This is a genomic window from Flagellimonas maritima, from assembly GCF_003269425.1.
GTDB classification, from domain to species: Bacteria; Bacteroidota; Bacteroidia; order Flavobacteriales; family Flavobacteriaceae; genus Flagellimonas; species Flagellimonas maritima.
In genome coordinates, this window is sequence record NZ_CP030104.1 from 242140 (window position 1) to 265644 (window position 23505).

A 23505-nucleotide genomic window follows, 5' to 3' on the forward strand; every position below is an offset into this window, starting at 1 on the left:
TTTGATTTTATTTTTTGACTTTACAATAACATGTATACTTTCATTCTTTTCCTTCGGATTTGAAACTCCTTAGTATATAAATCAATCGAACGGGCTAAAAAAGCCTTTAGGATTTATCCGTTTCCAAACATTTGATAAGGTCGCGTCAGCACTCGATTGTCTTAAAAATATTCTCGAATTGTTTCTTCTATTTTATGTGAATTTGGAAATTAAAAGGGATAAAGTTTCTATTAATTCAATTTTAGCTTTGTTAAATTGACGATTCTATAATTTAATGAATCATCATTACGAACCAACAAGCTGAAAATAGCAAAAACTAACTTCAAAAAACTAAGCTACTATGATGAAAATGTTGTTGAAAAAAGAAACAATAGCTTTCTGTATGTTGTTTTATGGAATGGGTGCATTCATTTATTCCCAACAAATTACAGGAACGATAACGGACCCTGGAGGTGTTCCGTTATCTGGTGCCACCATTATTGAAAAAGGAACAACAAATGGTGTACAAGCCGACTTTGATGGAAACTATACCATTATTCCTAGCAATGATAACGCTACATTGGTCTTCTCCTACATTGGGTTTTCCAGTAAAGAAGAAAATATAGGCGGTAGGACAACTATAAATGTTACGCTACAAGAAGATGTCTCAAAACTGGACGAAGTAGTGGTCATAGGATATGGTACCCAGCGACGACAGAACGTTTCCGCTGCCATTAGTACAGTTTCTGCGGAAGCGATCGAAGGGCGACCTGTTGCAGACTTTACCAATGCCATACAAGGACAGGTTGCCGGTCTACAGATAACCAATAGCTCGGGGCGACCTGGGGCAGGCACGCAAGTACAGATAAGGGGTACGGGATCCATTACGGGCAATAGCAATCCGCTTTATGTTATTGATGGATCAATAATAAGCACTTCTGGCGGAGGCTCTGGAGATCCTCTGGCTACAATAAATCCTTCTGACATAGAATCTATAAATGTTTTAAAAGATGCTTCCGCTGCTGCCATATATGGGGCAAGAGCAGCAAATGGAGTCATTATTATTACTACCAAAAGAGGTTCTTCAGGAAGGGCTAAGATTTCACTGAATACTTTTGCAGGGTTTCAACAAGCCACCAATACTTTGGATTTATTGGATGCACAGGGATACCAACAAGTATACAACCAAGTGTTGGATAATGCTGAGCAGAACCGTATCCCAAATCTTGACGGGACTACGTTCAATACAAGCACCGATTGGCAAGATGCTGTTTTACAAACAGCGACTATCCAAAACTATGAGATAAACGCAACGGGCGGAGGTGAAAACACGCGTTATTTTACTTCTCTGGGACATTATAGTGAGGACGGAATTATTATCGGAACGGGATTAAAGCGTACAACCCTTCGATTGAACACAGATACTAAACTCGGTAAGTTCAAAATTGGTAATTCCATGACCTATTCCCGTTCTGAGTTTGATCGAGAGTATTCGGCAAATGGAAGAAACGTTCTGGCTTGGTCACTTTTAAACGCTCCTACCGTTGATATTTTTAACCCAAATACCATAGGTGGTTTTGGAGGACCTACCGACGATGATGGAGGAAGACAAATTTTGAACCCAGTTGCCGCGCAGAATTTAGTGGAGAACGAAGGTACTATCAACCGTTTTTTAGGGAACGTTTATGCTGAATATGAAATTATTAAAGGATTAAGCTTCAGAACACGTTTATCGGCGGATATTATTAATTTCCAGAATCGATTTTTTGCACCTTATTACCAGCAGGTTCCAGATGGCATACCTGGAGACATTATCGGGCTATCCGACGGTGCAGAGGTGGATGAAACACGCGGGGAGAGCATTTCCATCCTATTGGAAAATATTCTTACCTATAAAACTTCCCTTGGTAAAAACAACTTTGATTTTCTATTGGGATACAACATCCAAGATGATGAGGAATCAAGAATACAGGCAAGAAATGTAGGCGGCTTTATAAGTCCAGGATTTCCCGTATTAAGTGCCTCTACGGTCGCTACGGCTCCTGCAACGGGTCGCAAAATAGAACAGCGAACCTTATCTTATATAGGAAGGGTCGTATACGATTACGACAATACATTTTTGAGCACTTTTAACTTTAGAAGAGATGGCTCCTCTATTTTTACAGAGGACAATTACTGGGATAACTTTTTTTCCGGTTCAGTAGGTTTGGTCATTAGTAATCTAGGCTCTTTAAAAAATAGTACTGTTTTGGACAACCTAAAAATCAGGGCTAGTTACGGCTTTCTTGGCAATGATAGAATTAATGCAAATGCTGCCAATTCAGTACTTAATTCCGGTATACGATATATTCTTGGTGGCAATCAGGAGGAGTTGATCGGTGTTGCACCTACGGGAAGATTCGCAAACCCGAACTTACAATGGGAAAAGCAGAAACAATTGAATGTTGGGCTCGACTTGGGCTTGTTCAACAAGTTTAGCTTTACCGCAGATTACTTTGTAAAAACATCCGAAGACCTGTTATTGGAATTCCCTTTACCTTCAGTAACAGGATTCAACAATGTTTTTATTAATGCCGGTGAGGTAGAGAACAAAGGTTTGGAACTATCCGCCAACTTTAATGATAAAAAAGGAGATTTTACATACGGAATCGGTTTTAATGTAACCTTTTTAGAAAATGAGGTCACACAACTTGCCAATGGTGTTGAATTCATTAACCAGAATAGCAGTGGACTATTTGGAAACATTCCTAGGACCCGAGTACAGGTTGGGGAATCATTGTTCAATTTCTTCGGTTATCAAGCAGATGGAATCTATCAGTCGCAGGAAGAAATTGACGCGGGCCCAACACCACTAGCAAATACACAACCTGGAGATATACGCTTTGCCGATGTTAGTGGACCGGATGGTGTTCCAGATGGAGAAATTACCGAAGATGACCGTACCATAATAGGAGATGCTACACAAGATGTTCAATATGGCATTACGTTGAACTTGGGCTACAAAGGTTTTGATCTATCCGCTCAATTTCAGGGAGTTGCCGGTAACGATATTTTTAGCGATACCAAATTCTACACCGAAGGCTATTTTTTGAACGGTAACCTATCCACTAGGGTTTTGGATGCATGGACACCCGAAAATCCAAGTACTACCCAGCCTAGGGCCATACCAAATGGCCTATCCAACAACAATATTGCTTCATCTTATTTTGTTGAAGATGGATCATATTTTAGATTGAAAAATCTTCAGATCGGCTATAGTTTTCCACAACAGATACTAGACCAATTGGGAGGACTTTCCAATGCTAGATTCTATCTGGCAGGTCAAAACGTATTCACCATAACCGATTATAGTGGTTTTGACCCAGAGCAGGCATTAAATGGATTTGATCCTGTATCCTATCCCCAATCACGACGTCTCACTTTAGGAGTTCAACTAGGTTTTTAATAAGGTAACAATGAAAAATATAAACAATATGAAAATTTCAACATCTTTTTTGTTAATGCTGTTTCTCATTGGTACAGTAGGCTGTAGCGATTCGTTCCTTGACGAAGCAGATGTATTTAGAGAGCTTGATTCCAGTACATTTTATAAAACCGATGCCGATGCCATAAGTGCTGTAAATTCCGTATACGCACCATTGAATGACCAAGGTCTTTTTAAAAGGTTTTACATGTATATTGCACATTTTACCGGTGAAACTGCATTGACAAATGGCACCCGTTCCAACGAACAGGTGTATGTCAACTTCAATTTTAACCCAGCCTCCGGGGATTTGATTCCTAAGGCTTGGGAAGAATGTTATAAAGGCATTAACAGGGCAAATCAAGTTATAGAAAGGGTACCGGAAATTGACTCCCCCAATGAAGACTTATTGAACCGAGTGGTAGCGGAGGCAAAATTTTTACGGGCTTTTTATTACTTTGAACTGGTGAAACTATACGGCAACGTACCTATTTACAATCAGGTATTTAATGGTGATCTTTCAGATGATGAACAATTATTTCCTTTACAGTCACCTCCGTCCGCAATATATGGGGTCATAGAAGCCGATTTATTGGATGCCATTCCCGATTTACCTGAAAGCTATGATAACAACAATACGGGCAGGGCTACTTCTGGAGCGGCAAAATCCCTATTGGGCAAAGCTTATCTCTATAACGGTGAATATCAAAAATCGAGAGACATATTGAACGAGGTCATTACTTCTGGGGTCTATGCCTTAGAATCGGATTTCATCAATATTTTCCCGAAATCCAATGAGAATAATGGTGAATCAATTTTTGAGGTACAGTTTCAATCCGGTTTTGGTGCTGCTTTTGATCAGCCCAACCGTGGCGGACCCAATGAAGCCAGTTGGATGAACAACTGGTTCAGCCCTGCAAGAATCGGGTTTAGAAATGCGGTCCCAGGAAGACAGACCATTGAATTCTTTGAACAATTTCCAGAAGAAGATGCTATAAGGCGTACTGGAACTTATGCACAACCAGGAGATGTTTGGGGTACTTGGAACCCGATAGCCGATGATCCCGTGGCGGCTAATCAGTGGCGGGATAGAGTACTGGTCTTTCCAGACCCAACATTACCATTTTTAGGTATACGCAAATATGCCGGAGGACCGGACGATCCAGATAGTTTTAATCAAAATGCGAACAATTATAGGGCAATCCGCTTGGCAGATGTGCTTTTGATGTTCGCAGAAGCGGAAAACGAAGTTAACGGCCCAACATCCTTGGCCTATAGTGCAGTGAACCAAGTACGGGTACGTGCAGGAGTTGACCCTTTCCCCGAAGGACTCAATACAGCTGACTTTTTTGACAGACTAAGAACAGAGCGAAGATTGGAACTTACGTTTGAATATTCGCTGTTTTTTGATTTGGTACGCTGGGCGAATAGTGGAAAAATACAAAGTAGTGAATTGCCAGCTATAATGCCCGGTTTTACGGTAGGGAAGAATGAAGTATTACCTATTCCAGAAATAGAATTGATTGACAATCCAAACCTTGATCAGAATGATGGGTATTAGGTTAAATGATTTTATTAACGTAATGCATTTTGCTATTTTACTTTTTAACCAAAATTTGGAGATACACATGTTAAAATAGCACATTTTTGCCGTCACCCTGAACTTGTTTCAGGGTCCCATCCTCGGAATCGTTTGTAAAATTAGGGAATTTGAGGTTGAAACGGGTTCAACATGACGCCAGATTAAGATTTCCAGTTTTTATGATGAACAACGATTTTTATTAGTTAAGTTTAGTTCAAGGGCTGCTCTCAATGAGAGCAGCTTTTTTTATTTTAAAGTGGATGTAAGTGAATCAGTTAAATTTTGAAAAAATCTTCTCGACCTCACCTTTTTCAGTAGCATACTGTACAATTACGGTTTCATCGGTTAGAAACACATGGGTAGTTTCTAAAAATTTTGCTGGAATTTCCATTGCGAACATATAATATGTTTTGTCCAAGGTCTGCCCAGCATCAATAAACTCAAAGGAAAGGTTCGCAAAATAAGTGTAATTACCGGTGATTAGTTCTTTAAAGCCCAATCCCACTCCACAAGTGGCAAACTCAATGGCCCTCCCCACTACTTTGCCATCCACAGATTGATGCCAAACATTTAACCAAGGGTATTCATTTATCTTCCAGATATAGCCTATCAGAAGCTTTTTATCAGGGTTGCTGGCGGTAGCCCAACCAGTTTTATCCGATTCAGAAAAAATATGGGACGTCAAATAGGTCTTTTTTCGACTGCCAGAAGTTCGTAAATCGATTTTACCATCTGGCAAGATTCCATTGGGCCAATAAAAGGAATCAGCTTCCAAATTATTGTACGTAGTTCTTGGATAAGCTCCTTTTTGATAGAATCCTTTTCCCGCATTGGTATCGATACGTAAATTTTTGGAAACAAATGCACCGCCAAATGTTGGGTGTTGCAGAAAATTGTATACTCTGGATATGGGCAAATCGTTTGTGACGGATTCTTTCACTTGTATCAGTGCTTCATTTTGATATAATGTGATTTTCCTCTCCAGGCTAAGACCCTCGATCTTTGATCGAAAACCTGTTTTCAATATCTTATTTCCTAGACTATCAATACTGAAGTTATTTCTTTTCCAAATTTGCGCCGTAGGTTCGCCATACAAACGAATACCTGCATTTTGTTCACCTTCGGTAGGCATTCCCCAGGTCCCCAGGCTTATAAAGTGTCCACGAAATGCAAAACCATCTTTATTGATTTCCGGTTGATTTTCCACAGGGAGTGACCAATCGAATGGGTTAACAGGATTGTCCTTAAATTCTAAAGAAGTGATTGCGCCTCCATGTAAATTTTGTACCAATTTCAGACTTTTGTTCTTTAAGACTATCGAATCCTTTACATGTTGCATGCTTTGAACTTCAGCAGAAATCAAAATAAAAAATAGGAGTAGACTATAGCTATTTACTTGATTCATCCTCCATTTTATTTATTGGCATGGGTGCATTGGTTCGAATCAACCATTGTTTAATGCTGTCTTTCATTTTTGAGGTAACCTCAGGATACTTTGTACTTAAATCCTCCTGCTCTCCCAAATCATTTTTTAAATCATAAAGTTCCGTAGTCTCGTCTTCCAATGATAGAATAAGTTTCATATCACCTTTTCTTAATGCAGCCTTTGGTCTTCCGCCCTGATTGCTAAAGTGTGGATAATGAAAATAAAGGGATTCCCTGGTCAAAGTTTCCCCAGCCTCAAAAGCTTTGAGCTTGTTTTCACCATCAATGGTCTGCGGTACGTTTTCATTTTCCCGAACAAGTTTTAGGAACGTCGGGAATATATCAATGGTAGATATGACGGACGAATTAACGTACCCCCCTTCCCAATTTCCTTTCCAATATGCAATCATCGGTACGCGCAGGCCGCCCTCGTACATGGTTCCTTTCCCAGACTTCAACGGATCGTTCACCGTAGGTTTGCTTCCTGCTTCACCGACCGCAAGCCCACCATTGTCCGATACAAATACTAGCAATGTATTTTCCATAAGCCCGTTTTCCTCAAGGCTCTTTACGATTTCGCCTACCGATGCGTCCATCTGTTCGATCATGGAGCCATACACGGGATTAAAGTCGTTTGGCCTTGGATTTTCCTTCATTTTATACTTCGCCACTAAGGTTGAATCTCCCTGAAGCGGCAGATGAACTGCGAAATGCGCCACCGTCATAAAAAAGGTGGTGTCCTTGTTCTGTTCGATAAATTTTATGGAATTCCGCGTAATTTCATCCGTTATATACGGTAATTCATAAGCTTCTGTATTATCACCTATTTTGTACCATTTGTAGGTTTCATCTACGGGCAACAACTCGTAATCAAATCCTTCAGTAACATCAAAACCTTGGAACTTGGGGTCGGATTTTCCAAAAGTTGTATTCTCGCCCAAATGCCATTTACCTATTAACGCCGTTTTGTAACCATCTTTTTTAAGTTCTTCCGCTATGGTGATTTCATCCAATGGTAGATGGTTCTCATATTCGGCAGGCAACACGGGAGAATCCTCAACTTGCTTTGTGCCATAAAGATAATTCGTCAACCCTACCCTGGCCGGGTAACGCCCCGTCAAAAGACTTGTCCTGGTAGGGGAACAGACATGGCTCCCCGCATAGGCATTATCGAATCGCATACCGTTTTTGGCCAATTCATCCAAGTTTGGACTTTCAAAATAGGTATTTCCGTAAACGCCAAGATCCGACCACCCCAAATCATCGGCCACGATCAGCACGATATTTGGTTTTTGTTGTGTACTAACGATCGAATCGTTGGAACTGTTTTTTTTGTCTTTACAAGAAGTGATGCAGATTGATAGTATCAATACTCCTACTATTTTTTTCATGATCTTACTTTAGTTATTGGTTTTAACCGTATTGTTTTGATTTCAAAAGGTTTGAATTCTAGTTGAATCGTATCGGATACTTTTGGAATTTCGGATAGTATCTTTTCGCTGAGATCGGTTTCAAATACTGTCGCAATATTTTCAGAAAATAAGATAGAAGCTGTGGTAGCTATTTTTTTGGTCTCGTAGAGTCTAACGATAAAGCCTTCTCCATCCTCTGCTTTTTTAATGGCTTGCAATATGATGTTTTCAGGTAAATTTCTTAAAAGCGATGTCAGTTTTTCTGGATGGCTTGATTTCTGAACTCCTTTTGCCAACAATTGTGTATTGAAGATTTTGGCTTTTTGAACAACGTTGGCCATGTTGAGATTTCCCCGGTGTGGATATATGGCATAAGAGAATGCTTCCCCGCCCAAATCCCCCGATGCTTCTTTATCCCACTTAAGGTTTTTTATTTCCGAATAATCGTGCGGTTTATGTCCGTAGGAAAGAATCAGCCCAATGCCGCCCTCTTTAATATTGTACCCGTAACGAACATTATCGAACAATGCAATACCGTAATCCGCATCGGATACATCCGCCCATTGAAACGCGCATACGGTATTATCAATGGATTTGGTATCCTTTGTATCAACTCTAGCAATTTTATCGTAACCCCATTGAATTCCGTGATGTGCAATATCGGTTTTCAATATCATGGGAAATGCCACTTCCAAGGCATTTGGTTCTTGCCAATCGATGGTGGTTTCAAAATCCAGTTGTTTACTTCCTTTTTTTAAGAGGATGTTTTGATGGATACTGGAATTTCTATATTTTTTTTCCATGTCCAAAGAAGCCGTTAAATCGTTAGCCCTTGGGTTTTGAACAGTACCGTTCATATTGGATGTTACGATAGTATTTTCCGAAGTTTTTAATCGCGGTACCAAAGAGCCATTTTCTTCATGGATTCTTTCATAAAATTTGTTCCAAACTTGTCCTTTCGGAACAAGCTCTTTTCCAACTTCCTTATCAAAATAGCTTGTGATTTCCCCATCAGGATTGAATGTGATTTTTACCAGTTCATTTTCAAGTGATTTGGTCGTGGCCTTAAGTGCAGTCTCTTTTATAGTTTTCTTACTTTCATCCCAATAATATTTTTTGAAGGACATGGGTGCAAGGCTATCGATAACCATAAACATTTGATTGTCGACAACAGTGTACTCGATAGCCTTACCCGCACTATCTTGCAATTCCAATCCATCGGTATTTGTCACATTGGGGATTTTGGTTACACCGTTCATGATAACTCCAGAGGGATTGAAAACCACAAAACCATCTTTTCCCATGTTCAAGTTTTCCGATAGTAAATCAAACTTGGAATCCCTTATTTTTTTTGCTCCATTATCGATTTTGATAAGACTGTCACGAGCTGAAATCAGCACTTCCGGTACCGCCATGCCCGTAATAATATCATGAAAGTGATTGATTAAAAGTGACTTCCAAAGTTTTTTGGTTTCTTCCCTTGGATAAGAATCGTCGAACTGTTCCGCCATAGCGGACAAAGCTTCGGCTTCACGTAAATGTTGTTCCGCCTTTCTATTTAAGGTCTTTATACCGTTTGCCATTAAAAACGTGCGATGAATCCAGCTGGAAGAAAGAATGCGTCTGTCAAAGACCGCCAATTTCTCGATATTCTTTTTTTGTTCGGTCATGTAATCGTAAAGGGTAGTCCACTCCGTTTTTGGAAAAGACGGTAGGGAACTTACATTGCGCTTCAATTCGATTTGGTCTTCGGTACCTCCCCCGCCCCCATCGCCCCAACCGATAAGTAATAACTGCTCATCCGTAGCTTCTTTATCCTTGAACTGTTCCCAAGTTCCCTTCAGTCTTCTGGGACCAGGTTCTGGGGCATTATATGTAGTAATTGTTTCTGGGTTTTTGATTCGGTATTTATGGACTGCATCCACAAAGGGATATTCCCAAGCCGGGGTACTTAATCCGTTCACCAAAAGTTTTGAACCATCGATTCCCTCCCATTGATAAAGTGTGTGTTCGAATTCTGGCGAAATTGTTCGCATTCCAATCAAATGGTCTAGACCAAAACTCTTTGCTATTTGGGGCAAAAATCTAGGGAAACCAAAGGTATCCGGTAAAAAGAGCACGTTATTTTCAACAGCGAGTATATTTTGGTAATAATCCAGGCCATAAAGGAATTGACGAACAATACTTTCGCTACCTGGTAAATTCATATCGTTTTCCACATACGTGCTTCCGTTGGCGATCCATTGTCCTTCTTTCATCTTTGCTTTTACCCGTTCAAACAATTCAGGATAAAGACTGCCAAGCCTTTCGTAATGATAGGGTGTCGTAAAAATGTATTTGTACTCGGGATAACGATTCATCAAATACAGATTGTTCCTGACCAAGCGTTCAATTTTTTCATCGGTATGCTGCAACGTCCATCGCCATGCGGTATCCAAATGTCCGTGTGCCAAAATTTTTAAAGTAGGTTGATTGATGGACAAGGATTCCAGCTTCTTGTATTTTTCAGAAATAATAGGTAAAACCTGTCCGAGCTTTTCTCCGAATTGACTCGTTCCGCTCAGGTTTAAATCCAGGGAATTCATGGAATAGTCGACCAATGCTTTAATTTCACTATAGCCAACCTCATCTTCGGAGAGAATCGATTTAGCTTCTATCAACACCCGAAGCTTCCAATAGTAGGCATCGATTAAGGGGTCTCTTTCCACTACGCTTATCTCCCTGTAACCCCTCGGAGTATCAAAAACTCCATAGGACTTTAAGCAGATTTTATTGGGTTTGGTGTCATCAAAAATATGTTCCGTGGCCCAGTAGAAATGGTTTCGCAATAAAGCCGCTTTGGATTCGCCGTTTACATAGATTGCGGTTTCTGGCCATCCGCTCAGTGCCATTTCCATAGGTTTGACACAAAGAAACCGCTCCCAACTGTTTGTTTTCTTCGGGAGGTCGGGTATGGTAAACCAATAGGTCTCGTAGGTATGCCTACCACCCGACATATAGTTTGCACCGACTTTTTTTGAGTTTACCTTTTGCGGTTCTTTGAACGGAAAGTCTTCATTCCATTCTTCTTTAAAGTAAAGACTATCAGCTTTCCAGATGGTTTTGTGCCGCAACTCGCTCAATCGATAGAGATAGAGGATTTCATGTGCTTCAAAAAAGGGATAGGGCATTACATGACCATCCAAGGCAAGATGTCCACCTTCCAGCGCCAAATGATCTCCATCCGCAGCTCTTTTTACATAATCAAGAATTTGCCCGGATTGTTCTTTTGAAATCTGGGCACTCAAAAAATTACCCGATAATAGTACAAGGGCAAGAATAGAAAATACAATATATTGTTTCATGTATTGGGTTTAAAAACTCTTTTTGATCACGTCCCCTTTATTTGCCGAAGTTGAAATATCCTTAAAAACTAGTCTTAATACCTTGTGTTTTCCAAATTGAAAGAGAAAGACAGCATAAAAACATGACTTTGAGACAGTGTTTAATCCATAAAAGGATAAATCAGGTATGAAAGAAAATACAATTTCCTATAAAGAGAAGTTGACCGAAATTGATGAATACGAACGGGAACCCGTTCCTAAAAAATCGGTCAAGGGACTCAAGAGCTTTATAGGCATGGTGGCCGGTGAGCACATTGCCGGCACTGAATTCATTATTGGGCCTTTATTCGTATTGCACGGTGTCGCAATCGGCGATATTTTTCTGGGGCTGTTTATCGGTAATTTATTGGCAACGCTAAGTTGGGCATTGATTTGTGCTCCGGCAGCCGTAAAGACCAGGCTTACCATTTTTTATCAATTGGAAAAGATAAGCGGTGTGGGTCTGGTGTCCATTTATAATTTGGTAAACGGTCTCTTGTTCTGTGTTACTGCTTCTGCCATGATAGGGGTTTCGGCTTCTGCCATTGGTCTATTGCTCAATGTGCCCGGTCCAGGGCTTACCGATCTATACCCCACGAGCTTTTTATGGATCTTAATTATTGCTTTTATTGGGTTGGTCATCACCATTGTGGCAACATTTGGTTTTGACAGGGTATCCAAATTTGCCAATATTTTTGCTCCATGGATGCCACTGATATTCTTGGCGGCAGGTATTGCCATGCTTCCCTCCCTAGGGATAAATTCTTTGGATAGTTTTTGGGAAATTGGAAGTGAAAAAATATGGACGGGCGTTCCCGCCGAAGGACAGACCAAATATACGTTTTGGCATGTCCTTATTTTTGCTTGGCTTTGCAATAGTTCCATGCACATTGGTCTTGCAGATATGTCGATTTACAGATATGCAAAAAAATCATACTACGGACTGGCTTCGGCATTTGGAATGTTCATAGGTCATTTTATGGCGTGGATTGCCTCTGGGATTCTCTGTGCCGTGGCATTGCAAGCCGGAAATTCAAATCCCACTCCAGGGGAAATAGCGTTTATGGGCGCTGGGCTTTCAGGGGCAATCTGCGTAGTCGTGGCTGGCTGGACAACCGCTAATCCAACAATTTATAGAGCGGGACTCGCCATACAGGCATTATTGCCGAAATTCAAACGCTGGAAAATCACGATGATTGTTGGAATCACGGCAACAATATTAGCATGTTCCCCTGTCATCATCAGCAAACTGGACCAGTTTTTGGGTCTATACGCTCTGTTGGCCTCTCCCGTAGGTGCTGTGGTCATTCTCGACATTTTTCTATTTCCCAAAATTGGTCTACAATCCAATCTGGCATCTTTTAAGAACATCAAAGTGAACTTTTCGGTATTGGGCGCATGGGTAATTGCAATTGCTGCGAGTTATTTCATATACGAATATAGCAATGCTGATTTTTACTTCTTCGTTGCTGTGCCGGGATGGATAATAGGTGGCGTTTGTTACCTTGCCCTCGCTTTCATACAACAAAATTATATGATGAAAAAAGAAACCGTAAAGTTGACTTCAACCGTTAAATAAGAAAATGAAAATAGTAAAACTAATATCGTACATGGGTCTTGTTTTAACGCTAGTTCCATCATTTTTGGTATTCATGCAGGCAATGGAATTGGAGCTTTACAAGAATTTGATGCTTTTGGGAACGCTAATTTGGTGTGCAACTGCTCCTTTTTGGGTAAATAAGTCCAAAGTAAAATAGCGAGTTTTTAATAAACCATCATTTCGTCCAAAGTAAAAAAATAGCTCAACGCCATAGTCATATTGCTTTGAACATCTTGGTGTGCATTTTAAAACAGAACAGTAGGATACACAAAATTCTTTTGCCTAAAGACGAAGGATTATGTTATTATTTTGAAAAAAGAACTAACCCTTATTATTTTTTTAAGGGTATGCTGCCTACACCTTCAAAAGTCATCTTTATAGGTTTTATAGTGCCATCACCGTTAAATTCCATTTTATCGATACAAATTACCCTATGGTTTCGATGTTCGTTGGGTATGGGTCTACGATGATAAACAATATACCAATCATCTGTATCTGGCATACGTAGCACCGAATTATGTCCAGCACCTGTGGCAACACTAGGTTCGGATTCTAAAATGGTCGCTATCCTATCAAAAGGACCAAGCGGCGTATCCGCAATACCATACGCTACTTTGTAAGAATCCTTTCCCCAACTGCCTTCGGACCACATCATGTAATATTTTCCCCCGCGGTAGAACATTACAGGGCCTTCAACATAATTTTCCGGGGTAATCTCCTTTACAAGTTGTCCGTCTTCAAACGGTAACAAATCCGTAAAATCATCGTTCAACTTTCCTATGTTGCATCGGCCCCAACCACCATATATAATGTAATGAATTCCATCCTCTGCCTTAAAGACAAATTGATCTATAGGTTGGGCCTTGTTCAGAACCTTACCGATCAATGGTTTGCCAATATGATCGGTATAAGGTCCTTGCGGTTTTCTGGATACCGCAACGCCGATTCCGCCAACTTCCGTACTATCATGTTTTTGCGGATCCCACCAATAACTGTCGGGAGTTTGAATATCATTGGCACTGAAAAAGACAAAGTATTTTCCATCCTTTTCAATGGCCGAAGGTGCCCATAGCTCATTGTTTATCCATGCCACGTCCTTTGGTGTTATTATGCTATCATGCTTTTTCCAGTTGGCCAAATCTTTAGAGGAAAAGGCATCCATAAAATCCTGTTTTTTTACAATTCCCGAAAAAGTGGGAAATATCCAGTATGTATTATCGAAGATTACGATTTCCGGGTCGGCATACCACTCTTTAAATATGGGATTGCCAGTTTTTTCTTCTTCTTGTGCATTGATTTTTGCAGAAATGGATAAGAAAATAATAAGTAAAAGGCATTTGTAATATGTCATTGTTGAACGTGTTATTGAATTTAAATTGAGTTCTCAGAAATTTCAGAATCGTGAAAACGAATTACTACTGCAATTAAGAGATTATGCTTACATAATTGCTTTTGATTTACAAATCCATCGTTTTAGCTCAACACATTTTGTGATTTTCGATAAGAATTAGTTAAAAAATTAACAAACCCCATAGCAATGAAAACAAAAACTATTTTACTGATTTTTTTCCTTTCTGTATTTGCCATACAGGCACAAATACAAGTGACTGAAGGAACCACGATGTCCAACAATCCTAATATTATAGGATGTAACAACAACACCACACTTATAGAAGAACCTTGGAACAACGAGAACAGAATATCATCATTGATTGAATCAAGGGTGACCAACCTCCGTTTTCCTGGAGGCACGGTATCCGAAAACTGGGATTACAGAAACGATACTTTTTTCCCTGCCAAAGGAACTCCCGGGAGTGAGGATGGTTGGGTAGACCCTACACAAATGATAGGATTCGTAAAATCGATTATCGAAAACGGAACGGGAAAGACCAACTCCATCGAAAATTTTTCAAAAGCGCAGGAAGCGAATGATTTTCAGCCCGTGTACGTTATGAACATGACCACTCCAGGTCTGGATTACTATGCCGAGAAATTTGGTGTTCCAGAGGATAGTGAAACTTTTCAGCCCTTACAACCAGATTGGTGGCGAGCTTTTGAAGATAGGTTGCAACGCAATCTAGAGATGTTGAGACGTGCCGAAGCAAGCGGAATGCCCGTTACATTTATAGAACTTTCCAATGAGGTCTATTTTGGTGCTGGAAAATACCAATTTTTGAACTTTCAAGGCTTTAGGGAAGATAATGCAGGATTCGGTTACCCCGAAGCGTGTCATTACTTTATAACCGAAATAAAAAAAGAATTTCCAAATGCTAAATTCTCCGCTGTCGCCTATTTTGATACAGAAGGTTCCTCAGGTAAACGAAAGGATTTTTGGAATGGGTACGTAATTCCTAGATTGGATAGAAGTCTGGTCGATGCGCTTACCATGCATGCGTATATCGAGTCAAATCCAAACCAAACCGCAACAAATCAGGCCGAGTTGAATACCATGCTGGATTCTTTTCGTACAATATTTGACCAAGCTAAAATCAATACCGATTTTACCAATGTAGTGACTGCCGATAATTGGGACGTTTGGTGGACAGAATACATGCCGAATTTTTTTAATATCGGTCCAGGAGTCAATCAGGATAGATTCAGTTGGGAAAATGCACTGGTCGTAAATTATAATATTGTCAGTTATCTCGAATTGCCGTCCTCAGAACTTTTACAAATGCACGAATTCAATGGGATGACCACTAATGATGGAGGTATAAATGCCGTTGGTCGTGCAATTTCCTTGGCTAGCTTGGCAACTTCTGGAATGAATCAACGGCAAGAATTATCGTTTTCAGGAATTTCCAACCTTGCTGGTACGAATGTCCCAGAACTGTTCGGTTTTTCATTCTCGAACAATAACAATAAAAACTTCTGGATTACCAATGTAAGCGGTGAGACCAAAACATTGGATATTTCCAATTTGGGCTTTTCAGGCAAGGTCATGTACCAATCCGCCGGTACGCTGGGAAGCAAAAATGATCCAACGGAAACGGTCATCTTACCTGATGGCACCATTGAACTTCCACCTAATTCCGTAACCACATTATTGACTACAAATCTTCCTGATATTCAGGTAGTTGCTGGAATCGATTTAACCTTGGAAGATGGTGGAACATTCGATTTTGGAACCTTGCGGTTAGGGAGCAATGGCGTTGTAAATGATTTTGAAATCACAAATTTAGGGGGTGGCAATCTCACTCTTTCAGCCATTACCATTGATGGTGCAAATGCAAACGATTTTCAGATTACGGTACAGCCCAGCACATCTTTGGCCAATAGGGAAGCTACGATTTTATCTATTCAATTTGAACCTACCGGCGATGGTACACGCACTGCAACAGTGAACATTGACAGCAATGACCCGGATGAATCCCCATTTAGTTTTACCGTAACGGGAACGACATCACGAGCCTTTGCGTTTAATCGATTGGACGTTACGGTGATTGCAGATGGGTTCAAGGACATTCCATATAACGGCAATGATTCGGGAAAACAGAATACCGGATTACGTTTGACTTCTTTTGGAAGGGTCAAAGATGCAAACGGCAGCAGCCTTTACACCATTTGGAGGGTACGCAACTCATCCGAAGAAAATAAGCAAGTTATCCTAAAATCCGTTGATAATAGTTTTGAGTACCCGTTTACCATCAAAAAAAATAAAGAGGCTTTTATACGTAGTTCATATATCACCAATAGTGCAACCCATAAATTGTTTTTTGAAGGTAATAATCTGGATACAAAAGCATCAAGCCAAACTGCTTATTCGGACGGGAGAACTGTTTTTGTTGCCAAGAATGGCAATGTAGGTGGCGCAAACCCATCAGGAAGGGTGCGTTCTTCAAATGGCATATTTACGATGAATGCTTCCGGTGCTGGAATAGGTGGAACTTCCGACCAATTTAGATACATCTATGAAAGGTTGGAAGGTGATTTTGAATTTACCACAAAACTGTCAACGGTGCCACAGACAGGAATCTTTGGAATCATGGTGCGTAAATCGAATGTTGTGGACAGCGAAAACCTGTTTCTGGGATTATCGGAAGCAACGGCATTGGTACTTCAACAAAGAACGCTTCGGGGAACTGATACAGAACAGGTTTCAACGGTAAGTGCATCCGCACCAATATGGTTAAGGGTCGACCGCTCGGGAAATAGGTTTACTACCTCGTACTCAACGGATGGGATTGCTTTTGAAGTGTTGGAAAGTACCATTGTGGTATTCCCTTTTGAAGTCTCTTTGGGACTCGCAGGTTCAAGTACCATAAACGGGCAGCTTTCCACAGCAGTTTTTGAAGAGGCCGTTATTGTTCCTGACTCAGCGCAGCCCGAACCGGATATTGCCCTTTATGATGCGGAAACAAATACGTTGATAACAAGCGGTTCCTTGGATTTTGGCCTCATTGACCTAAACGCTTCCAAGACCAAGACCATAAACGTTACAAATGTAGGTACAGCTTTATTACAGCTCAACGGTATTACCGTAGAAGGACCCGATGCACAACTTTTTACCTTTCAAAACCAATCTGGCAATACGTTGGAACCTGGAGCATCCACAGCATTGGAGGTTACGTTTACTGCTTCGCAATCCAGTTCAAGAAGGGCAAGTTTAAGTATTGAAAGTAATGACTCCGAAGAAGCAAGAATTACATTATCGCTCACCGGGCAAGGACCTGGGAACCTCTTGAGCAATGGGGATTTTGAAGATGCATCAAAAGCGCCGTGGACAAATGCGGGAACAGTGGTGGATGATGAGACCGAGTCCAGGTCGGGCAGTAAAGCACTTCGTCTGTTTTTGCCGCCAGACACGCCCGAAGGTTCCCGTTTTTTTGGAGCAGTACAAACCGTTCCTGTTCAACCATTGGGACAATACTCGGTACAAGGTTATTTTAAAGGGGAACGGACTTCTGAAACAGGTGCTTTTCGTATTCTTGTAAAGTTTCTGGATGCGGGCAACAACGAAATTGGACAGGCTAGCTCTAATTTCTTTGCGAACTCGCCCAGTTATAAATTGATGGCGACCAGTTTTACAACTCCCGAAGGTTGCACACAGGTAGAGGTAACCCCACAGATTTTGGCAGCTACGGGAACCGCATGGTTTGATGATATTGAGATGGCGGATAATACCAATACCGCACCTATAAGTATTTTACGCAACGGTGATTTCAATAGCAACCAAAAAAGTCCATGGACCAATGGTGGTACTGTTGAAACCGATGTTGTGAATGCAGAGGGCGCGGAAAGTCCGATCATGCGACTTTTCCGTTCTTCGAAAGGCTTTAGCGGATCTAGACAATTGGTAAAAATCAACGAGGGTAGTACGTACAACTTATCAGGAAAAGTTAAAAGGTCGCTTACTGAAGGATTCTCTCGATTTTTCGTTCAATTTATTGATGCAAATGGAGATTATGTTCAAGACGGTAATGGAAAAAATATTACCAAGGCCACACAATTTGGAAGTTTTGGTGGTATTGACCTGACCTATAAATTCATTGGCCTGAACAACATTGTTCCACCAACCGGCACAACCAATATGGAAATCAATCTTCAACTTTTTAACGGTACAGGTTCTGTATGGTGGGAAGATATTAGGTTAGAGGAAATACTTCCTGTTAGTGGCAGTACAGCACTAAGAGCTTCGATTCCGTTGGAGTACATTGTGGATGAAGGACTCTTTGCACTTTATCCCAACCCTGCATCTGAATATGTTACCGTATCTTTTTCCGGGTCACAGAAACAATCTGGACTAACAAAAGAAATCATAGAAATACGGATTTATGATATGATGGGAAGGGTAACTGCAAGCAATTCGTACGAGCCCAATCAATTTTCAAAGGATAAAATTATTGTTCCTCTAGAAACACTTGGGCAAGGACTCTATATCTTTAAAATTGGTTTCGCAAATGGTGATACCGAAGAAAAGCTTCTTAGAGTTAACTAGATTTGATTGATTTACTAGGAACCCCATTGAACTCAATGAAATGTTTAATGGGGTTCTTTATATTTTAATATAAAGGCTAGTGTCATATTTTCATTCCAATGATTTCAACTTAGTAATTCATATAATATTTGCAAACCATTGTATTATTTGATATTCGCTGGAATTTTCAAAAGTTTCTCATATCTCCTCTATTTTTAGTCGACTTGATTCGTTTTAGATTTTAAAAAATAAATTTTCATCCGAATTATTGGTAATCTCAATGGCGTCAAAACCTTTAGTTTATGGGTCAATGATAAAGAATCCATCATATTATATTCATTATCTGAATGTCAAACGGTAGACATTGTTAACGTTACCGCTAAAATTTAATGTATGAACGAACAAGTAAAAGAAATTGAATCAAAATTGAGCAATATTATTGAAAAGAACGAAGACGCTATCAAAGGTTTTGAAAAGGCGGCAGAAAATGCAAAGGAAGTCGCAATACAAAGTTTTTTTTCACAACGTGCACAGAACCGGAGAACTTTTTTAACACAACTTAGAAACTCTGCTTCAGAATTGAATTTGGGTGATACAGATATCACGGGAAGTACTACCGGCGCAATGCATAGAACTTGGATGGATATAAAGGCTTTCTTTTCTACTGATAATGATGAAGCTATGTTGGAAGAGGCTGTAAGGGGAGATAAAGCAGCAGTTGAAGAGTACAACAAAGTATTGGCAGAATCCCATGTTCCCATGTCGGTAAAAGGAATTTTAAGAGAACAAAGGGACTCCATCCAAAATGATTTGGAAACTTCTGACATCTTGGAAGATTATAGATAGAATTTTGGCTATCCTCAAAATGGGGCTGTCCAAAAAGTAATTATCAAATCGCATTGAGGCTATCTGCTAACAGTCCCAACGTGACGAATTTAATAATTGTATACTTTTTGGACAGCCTTTTTGTTTTTTTTTAAATAATACACCAAAATCTTTAGAATAGCTTACCAACAATTTTTAGGTATTCATCAAACGTCACAAATTTCAATCCATCATTTATCGTCGGTTTCGCTATTCTTTTCTTCAACCGATAGTGGATGATCTTTAATTCCCAATCCAACTATCTTGATAATATTTACGATTGTGTTGTAGAGCATGAGTACAACTACGATCAATGCCGAACTCAAAATAGTACTAACGCCCAACGAAATATAATAGATAGTGGAAAACCAGTTTTCCGGAATATTATCGCTTTCAGCAACGGGAAGATTGAACAATAGGAAGAATAGTAGTGAAGCAATAAATATTACGGTATCGACCTTTGCGATTTCCATTACGTGATGATAATGATCATCTTTCAGTTTTGATGACGTACCCGCGCTTACCCCCAATAGTGTAAGCATTAATGCCAAAATTGTTGCAGAAGCCAACACTATGGTATTGCAGAGCGTATTGAGACCGGATATGCTTGATTTTATCAATTCCTTCGCTTCGTAGCCACTCAAGTTGCCAAGCAAATACATGCCTATTCCTATTACTATAAGGGCAACTACTCCCCCCGTTATGGCGCGTTTTGTATATCGAGATAAATTCATAGTCATACTATTTATAGTTTAATATATAAGTTAATGAGGAGGATAGAATAAACTAGTCGCAATCAAAACATTTTAAAAGGTTTTCGCTTAAATCGGTTTCTTCTGAACCCTTCAAAGGTTCTGACAGCACCGCTTTTTTCTTTAAAATATCGAAATATGCAAATGCAATCTCCACTAAATTGCTCCTTCGCTCTTTTATTGCGGATATGATTTCAGGACCATCGTTCATTCTGATTGATTTTGGCCAAATATCGAACGCTTCGTGGATAGCGCTATCGGTCATATATTTTTGAAGATATACCGCCTGCCGCTCAAATACATCCTGCTCAACGTTTTTTAAAAAATATATATCAAACGGCATAACCAATCCCTCTAGGTTATCTATATTCTTTTCGAAGGACTGCAACCCTGGAAGAATTCTCTTATTGGACAATATTGTTGGGATTATCCCTTCTATTTTGAAAAAAGCATTGTCCCTATCGCCGGGTAAAGGCTCTGCAATATAATCCTCATTTTCACTTCTCACTATCCATCCCCATTGTTTGGCGTGTCGATCCCAATCACCTATTAAAATGTCGAAGAGTCTTGTGCGCACCAAAGCACTTTCATTGATTCGCAATCTTTTTCCAAAGTTCTTCTTTAGCACCTGTAAATCATCGGTATCCATAATCCCAATGACATTCTCAAATGAGGTCCAATTTGTTCCTCCCTCGGTTTCGTGCTCCAAAAGAAATATTCTATTTCCATATTTGTCATTAAAATTCCCCAAAGTTTTCTGCTTCGGAAGAAAACAGATTTTTGGATTTGTATGTAGAACATTTACCGCGACTGCCAATTTTGAGACAACTGGTGCCGCGTAAGGGTGCTGGGCAGAAATACCATCTACAATAATATTTTCCAGACCTAGATTTCTGAAAGATTCGGGAATTAGCTTTTGAGGGTCCTTATTGATACTCCGTAATGAATAAATCAACCCAGACGTATCCTTTATTTTTAGGGAATGTGTTTGCTTTCCCCCACCCTCTTCGATTACCTTGGAACCGCCAAAAAGGGTATCCAAATAAATTATTGGAAATTTAACTGGGGTCCTCCAGGCATTTCTATACTGTTGGCCCTGCATTATTCTTTTAATGGAGTTACTGTCATATAGAGTACTCGCCGATACTAGCACCGAGTCATGATTTTTAAAATCGATGTCCGATAGAATGGATTCTTCAAGGATCTCACAGGTTTTGAACGTATTAGATGTACTTGACACAGATATATAGGTCAGTACGATAAACCCAAATAGGACAAAGACGATGATTATTACAGAAACCTTTATATATTTCATCGTACTCTTTTATTAAGACCGTAGTAAGATAGTCAGTATTACGATTCCTTTTTAAATTAAACTTTATAAAAACGTAAAATCCAACTACACCGTTCTTGTATAGGTGAAATTCTCTACATTGTAACTATGCATCCGACCAATGCCGCAACCCCGGATAGGATTGTAGTGAGCACAAGCCACCATGCTGCAGACGCCGCCGTGGCACGGGTATGTTCTGCTTTAATGATTGCTTTTCGCTTTGCGATTTGAATCTGTTGTGCAGCAGTAGTCCGTATTTGGTCCACTTTATCCAAGACCTCTTTCTTTACGCCTTCAATGGAATCCAGGATAGTATCGATCTGTTCCTCCTTTACGTACGGATTGTTGGTTATCAGTGCTCGAATAGTATTCGTATCAAAGGTTGATAATCGATTTTTGATGATGTCCAGACTATCCGATGGGTTGTCCATAATTCGTTTTACATCATTTTTCAATAACGAATAATCAAGTTCTTGCCTATCTGTAGCATTAAAGAAGTTGGCTACCCGTTTTTCGATTCTTTTTATAAGCCTATCCTCATTTTGTTTGTCAAATTCTTTATTGATACTTTGAACGGCACCATAGATCCGATCTGCGTAGTTCTCAAGATTTTCTTTTTCTAGGCCGGTATTTTTATCCAGGGCAGCTATTATATTTTCACGGTTCATTTCCGTGAAATTGTTGGATACCATTGATGTCACTACATTTGGATTTTCTAAAATCTCCCTAAATTTTTTCTGTATGTTCTCAATTGAAAGATCGTTGGGATTTGAGGATGCAATAAATTCTTTGACCTGTTGTATCTTTTCGTCAATCTCTTGACGTTCCAAAGGTGTAAATTCCTCTATAATATTCTTAACACTACCAACCTTCCCCGGTGATTCTTCATATTTTGAAACCACGGTATCCATTAAATCCTTTAAACGCTTCGCCTTGCCGTGGCGTTCTGGGTCATCGCTACTTTCGTTCTCGGAAATCATCTTGGTCAATACCTGTTGTATTGCCAACCATTTACCGGCAGTATTCTTATTTCGGGATTTCTTTGCAATTCCTTCCAAATCATTCTTTAGATTTTCATAGTCAGGAATTTTGTTGTCCACGCGGTTTAAAAAATTGTCCAATACCTTGGATATTTTATCGGTATCGAATCCAGAGTCAAATTCCTTTCGAACCTTGTCAATTGTATTGCCTATAACGTTCTCGACCTTGGATTCCGGAGAAGGTGCGAAAAAAGACCCCACTAAATTAGCTGAACTCCGTAGGCTGGACGTAGCGACGGAAATCAGGTTTCCAATAAGCGTTCTTGCAATTTTTGCCTCCAAATAGAAAAGAATCAAAAAAAACAGGGCCCAAATGACCAAGGCTGTAGTAATGTTCACGGATTCGGACTCTACGATATTCAGATTCAGCGCCAAGGCGGTAGCACCAAAAAGTGCCAAGCAACTGGTAACAACGCTCCAGATTCCAAAAACAGTGGTAATCTTTACTCCCATTGCGGTATCCACATCATTATCCTGATCAAAAGTATAATTATCTTCTAGATCAGAATCTTTAGGTTCTGCCTGTGACTTGGCGTAATTGGACTTTATATTTCCTATGGCGCTTACTCCACCAGCAACGGAAATAGCGGTAAGGATAAATTGAAAAGCAAGCGCGAGCACAGTACCGGCGAGAATGGTTACCAAGAAATTTGGGTCAAGGACAAATCCATCCGCTGTTATCGGTGTTTGGAGATAAGCTAAGGTCACAACCATGAAATTTGTAATAATGCTTAGTGTTTCCATTACATTTTTTTATATGATTAGATTTCTATGTT

13 protein-coding genes are annotated in these 23505 nt (G+C 39.9%); 6 read left to right on the plus strand and 7 right to left on the minus strand.

The genetic code is table 11. From position 1 onward, the window contains the following. Window positions 1-340 precede the first annotated feature (340 nt). Both HME9304_RS01105 and HME9304_RS01110 read left to right on the plus strand, forming a co-directional pair. Entirely contained in the window at window positions 341-3424 is a 3084-nt protein-coding gene (locus HME9304_RS01105) for a SusC/RagA family TonB-linked outer membrane protein (protein WP_112376836.1), read from the plus strand. Between the two features lie 28 nt (window positions 3425-3452). Continuing rightward, the gene (locus HME9304_RS01110; RefSeq protein WP_164674700.1) at window positions 3453-5003 is read left to right on the plus strand and encodes a RagB/SusD family nutrient uptake outer membrane protein; all 1551 of its coding nucleotides are present in this window, start codon (window positions 3453-3455) and stop codon (window positions 5001-5003) included. 292 nt (window positions 5004-5295) lie between these two features. On the opposite strand, the gene HME9304_RS01115 is transcribed toward HME9304_RS01110, so the two are convergent. The 3 genes from HME9304_RS01115 to HME9304_RS01125 are packed head-to-tail and all read right to left on the minus strand — an operon-like array spanning window position 5296 to window position 11205. Continuing rightward, complete coding sequence (locus HME9304_RS01115; RefSeq protein WP_123877300.1) at window positions 5296-6429, minus strand: aldose epimerase family protein; 1134 nt, start codon at window positions 6427-6429, stop codon at window positions 5296-5298. Continuing rightward, complete coding sequence (locus HME9304_RS01120; protein ID WP_112376839.1) at window positions 6413-7840, minus strand: sulfatase; 1428 nt, start codon at window positions 7838-7840, stop codon at window positions 6413-6415. Before HME9304_RS01120 ends, HME9304_RS01115 begins: the two co-directional genes overlap by 17 nt. Beyond that, complete coding sequence (locus HME9304_RS01125; RefSeq protein WP_112376840.1) at window positions 7837-11205, minus strand: alpha-mannosidase; 3369 nt, start codon at window positions 11203-11205, stop codon at window positions 7837-7839. The genes HME9304_RS01120 and HME9304_RS01125 overlap by 4 nt, the downstream gene beginning before the upstream one ends. 166 nt (window positions 11206-11371) lie before the next feature. Here HME9304_RS01125 and HME9304_RS01130 point away from each other — a divergent pair, with 166 nt between their 5' ends. Together HME9304_RS01130 and HME9304_RS16850 are read left to right on the plus strand one after the other, a co-directional pair. Beyond that, the gene (locus HME9304_RS01130; protein ID WP_112376841.1) at window positions 11372-12802 is read left to right on the plus strand and encodes a purine-cytosine permease family protein; all 1431 of its coding nucleotides are present in this window, start codon (window positions 11372-11374) and stop codon (window positions 12800-12802) included. Between the two features lie 4 nt (window positions 12803-12806). Continuing rightward, window positions 12807-12980: a hypothetical protein gene (locus HME9304_RS16850; RefSeq protein WP_164674702.1), complete on the plus strand. Its 174-nt coding sequence runs from the start codon at window positions 12807-12809 to the stop codon at window positions 12978-12980. Between the two features lie 174 nt (window positions 12981-13154). On the opposite strand, the gene HME9304_RS01135 is transcribed toward HME9304_RS16850, so the two are convergent. Continuing rightward, window positions 13155-14174, minus strand: a complete 1020-nt coding sequence (locus tag HME9304_RS01135) for a glycoside hydrolase family 43 protein (protein ID WP_112376842.1) — start codon at window positions 14172-14174, stop codon at window positions 13155-13157. Window positions 14175-14360: 186 nt separating this feature from the next. Between HME9304_RS01135 and HME9304_RS01140 the strand changes: the two genes are divergently transcribed. Together HME9304_RS01140 and HME9304_RS01145 are read left to right on the plus strand one after the other, a co-directional pair. Continuing rightward, complete coding sequence (locus tag HME9304_RS01140) at window positions 14361-18761, plus strand: choice-of-anchor D domain-containing protein (protein ID WP_112376843.1); 4401 nt, start codon at window positions 14361-14363, stop codon at window positions 18759-18761. A gap of 372 nt (window positions 18762-19133) precedes the next feature. Then, window positions 19134-19586: a ferritin-like domain-containing protein gene (locus tag HME9304_RS01145; protein ID WP_112376844.1), complete on the plus strand. Its 453-nt coding sequence runs from the start codon at window positions 19134-19136 to the stop codon at window positions 19584-19586. A 209-nt stretch (window positions 19587-19795) separates the two neighbouring features. Here HME9304_RS01145 and HME9304_RS01150 read toward each other — a convergent pair whose 3' ends face one another. The 3 genes from HME9304_RS01150 to HME9304_RS01160 all read right to left on the minus strand — a co-directional run bounded on the left by HME9304_RS01150 (window position 19796) and on the right by HME9304_RS01160 (window position 23473). Then, entirely contained in the window at window positions 19796-20338 is a 543-nt protein-coding gene (locus HME9304_RS01150; protein WP_112376845.1) for a hypothetical protein, read from the minus strand. Window positions 20339-20390: 52 nt separating this feature from the next. Continuing rightward, the gene (locus HME9304_RS01155) at window positions 20391-21671 is read right to left on the minus strand and encodes a hypothetical protein (RefSeq protein WP_239023365.1); all 1281 of its coding nucleotides are present in this window, start codon (window positions 21669-21671) and stop codon (window positions 20391-20393) included. Between the two features lie 113 nt (window positions 21672-21784). Next, window positions 21785-23473, minus strand: coding sequence for a hypothetical protein (locus tag HME9304_RS01160; RefSeq protein WP_112376846.1), 1689 nt, complete (start codon window positions 23471-23473; stop codon window positions 21785-21787). Window positions 23474-23505: the final 32 nt, after the last annotated feature.

Bases quoted from the DNA above. Each gene is read 5' to 3' on its own strand.
- HME9304_RS01150 (WP_112376845.1), bottom strand. From the start codon at position 20,338: ATGAATTTATCTCGATATACAAAACGCGCCATAACGGGGGGAGTAGTT.
- HME9304_RS01125 (WP_112376840.1), bottom strand. From the start codon at position 11,205: ATGAAACAATATATTGTATTTTCTATTCTTGCCCTTGTACTATTATCG.
- HME9304_RS01110 (WP_164674700.1), top strand. From the start codon at position 3,453: ATGAAAATTTCAACATCTTTTTTGTTAATGCTGTTTCTCATTGGTACA.
- HME9304_RS01160 (WP_112376846.1), bottom strand. From the start codon at position 23,473: ATGGAAACACTAAGCATTATTACAAATTTCATGGTTGTGACCTTAGCT.
- HME9304_RS01115 (WP_123877300.1), bottom strand. From the start codon at position 6,429: ATGAATCAAGTAAATAGCTATAGTCTACTCCTATTTTTTATTTTGATT.
- HME9304_RS01140 (WP_112376843.1), top strand. From the start codon at position 14,361: ATGAAAACAAAAACTATTTTACTGATTTTTTTCCTTTCTGTATTTGCC.
- HME9304_RS01135 (WP_112376842.1), bottom strand. From the start codon at position 14,174: ATGACATATTACAAATGCCTTTTACTTATTATTTTCTTATCCATTTCT.
- HME9304_RS01155 (WP_239023365.1), bottom strand. From the start codon at position 21,671: ATGAAATATATAAAGGTTTCTGTAATAATCATCGTCTTTGTCCTATTT.
- HME9304_RS01105 (WP_112376836.1), top strand. From the start codon at position 341: ATGATGAAAATGTTGTTGAAAAAAGAAACAATAGCTTTCTGTATGTTG.
- HME9304_RS01130 (WP_112376841.1), top strand. From the start codon at position 11,372: ATGAAAGAAAATACAATTTCCTATAAAGAGAAGTTGACCGAAATTGAT.
- HME9304_RS16850 (WP_164674702.1), top strand. From the start codon at position 12,807: ATGAAAATAGTAAAACTAATATCGTACATGGGTCTTGTTTTAACGCTA.
- HME9304_RS01120 (WP_112376839.1), bottom strand. From the start codon at position 7,840: ATGAAAAAAATAGTAGGAGTATTGATACTATCAATCTGCATCACTTCT.
- HME9304_RS01145 (WP_112376844.1), top strand. From the start codon at position 19,134: ATGAACGAACAAGTAAAAGAAATTGAATCAAAATTGAGCAATATTATT.